The 2,127-nt window shown below is 52.5% G+C and carries 2 protein-coding genes and 1 pseudogene; 2 read left to right on the top strand and 1 reads right to left on the bottom strand.

The window, feature by feature from the left end:
- Positions 1-861, bottom strand: a pseudogene (locus tag ACXRVY_RS25630) (sensor histidine kinase); the annotation flags it as partial.
- 267 nt (positions 862-1,128) lie between these two features.
- Between ACXRVY_RS25630 and ACXRVY_RS25635 the strand changes: the two are divergent.
- Entirely contained in the window at positions 1,129-1,473 is a 345-nt protein-coding gene (locus tag ACXRVY_RS25635) for a hypothetical protein (protein ID WP_223462576.1), read from the top strand.
- Positions 1,474-1,771: 298 nt separating this feature from the next.
- Positions 1,772-2,127, top strand: a 356-nt coding sequence (locus ACXRVY_RS25640; RefSeq protein ID WP_458238589.1) for a hypothetical protein, incomplete at its 3' end; no start/stop codon positions are given.

Genomic DNA, 2,127 nt, shown 5'->3' on the forward strand with positions numbered 1-2,127 from the left:
CACTTCGTTTAAAGCATCCTCGCCGGCACGTCTGATCATTTCGAGGACTTCTCCATCCGAGGCGCCTTGTGAATCTTCGAGCTCTTCAAGGCGAAGGAGAATAAGTGACAACAGCTGAGCAGGACCATCATGAAGATCTGCCCCGATCCGACGAAGAGTGAGTTCATTGATTTTTGAGAACTCGCGATTGGCTGTAGTGACTTTGTGCTGAAGGGCGGCATTATTTGAGTGCAACCTGGCTTGCTCATGCATTCGCAATTCAAGTGCTGTTTCATGCTGCTTTATGATCTTGTCGTCACGCCGAACGATAAAAAATAAAAGCAAAAGCATGGCCATCGTTGCCGTACCAACAATCGCCCATACTTTCTGGCGAACGTTATTGATTTCGCGCTGTAGCGCTTGCGCGGTTTCGTAGAACTCACCCACCGCAACAATCTTTCCAGTACCCGTTTCGCGCAGTGGAGCAAAAATTTCATAGAACGGAATATTCAGGCTTCGCTCAAACGCATCGTCAGTATCATCCTCAAGATCATTGTCCAGTTCTGTATAGATCTTGCCTGTCAGCGCCTGTGAGATCTCCTCTGTCGGAAATTTTTTCTGGACCGTGGATTTGTCGGTGCTGTAGACAATCGTGCCGTCTGGAAGCCAGATCTTCACCGAGACAACATGTGTACTGAGCGAGGTGCTGGACAGCAGCTGATCGATGGTCCGAATCGTTTCATCGGGGAGTTCTTTGGCAGTGGTCAATCCCTGGACAGAAGGTTCGAGAAAGTTCTGCATATAACGCGCCCCCGTCTCTGCCGCCGTTTGAACCGTTGCATCTTCGATACTCTGGCTTACGAGGTTTCCAACGAGTGTCATGGTCAAACCCAGAATTACTGTGGCGCAGATTACGAACTGGGTTGAGCGGCTTAAATGGCGCAGTTTCGCAAGGGGGATCTGTCTCCCGGGCACTGCGTCACTGGACGTTTGGCCAGCGTCTGATTCGACCAAGGTCTGATCCGATTCTTTGACCAAGGTCTCAGAATTTGACTGGGCTTTCGTCTCTGTACACATCCGGGTAGCACCTCAATACTCATTTTCAATGGAGTGTAAAGCTAGCATTCGAGGTTGAGGGCGGGAGGGGCGATGAATAGATTAAAAAGATTCTCGATCAATCCGGGTAATCGCTATTTCCGGCAAAAGCAGCCGGGGGTTATTACCAATAGTATTGATTTCCTGACTCCGCCATCAGGCGTGTTGAACCCGTCTCCAATACAGACTAGTCAATTCGTAGTCGATGCCAGTTTGCTCATGGATAAAAGGCTTGTTGACGAAGCCGCATGGACGCAGAACCGTGCCATCACCCCTCAGGAACTCCCGGACTATGGCGATCTTCGCCAGCGTATTCCGGCCAATGACTCTGATCGCTGGATGTGTGGCATCTGTGACAAGCCCCCTATGCCTGAGAGAGCCATATGGACAGATGCATAGAGCCCCGATACGTGACGGGGCCATTAGTAAGTTACGCCATCTATCCAACCCGTGTTCATGGGCCGGCGCCTCCTTGAGGCGCAATACCAGCCTGTAGTTACGGTTGTCATGGGGAATTGATCCTCAGTTGAGCACTGCTGATCGCACGCGATTCAGTAAGGGCTTCGTATGGCCGTGAAATCAGGTCCCGTCGTTCAATTTCTGTTTTTTGTTTATGGGGTTCAACACTAAGCCACGCGTTTGCAGCCGTGTTTTAAGCGTGTGGTTTCCTGATTAGTCAAGCATCGAGGAAACAGCCATGGCCAGCTTCAACAAGTCCGATCTCGAATTCATTCTCGAACAAATTTTCATCGCCGAACGGCATGCGGCAGGCGCGAGTCTGGTTGACATGCTGCCGAACGTAGAAGTCCCCTTCGGCCTGCGCACTGTCTCCGGCTTCGGCAACAACCTGGCCGATCCCCTGTTCGGCGCCGCCGACACCATCTTCCCGCGCATGACGACACCGGTGTTCAATACCGCGCAGGTCCAACCGGTCGGCTTCTTCGGCCCCGCCGATCCTGGCGGAACCACGCCGACCTCTTACCTGCAGACCAGCGGTGCCGTCTTCGACTCGCAGCCGCGCACCATCAGCAACCTGATCGTCGACATGACCGC

Source organism: Pseudomonas sp. P5_A2_2, from assembly GCF_054177685.1.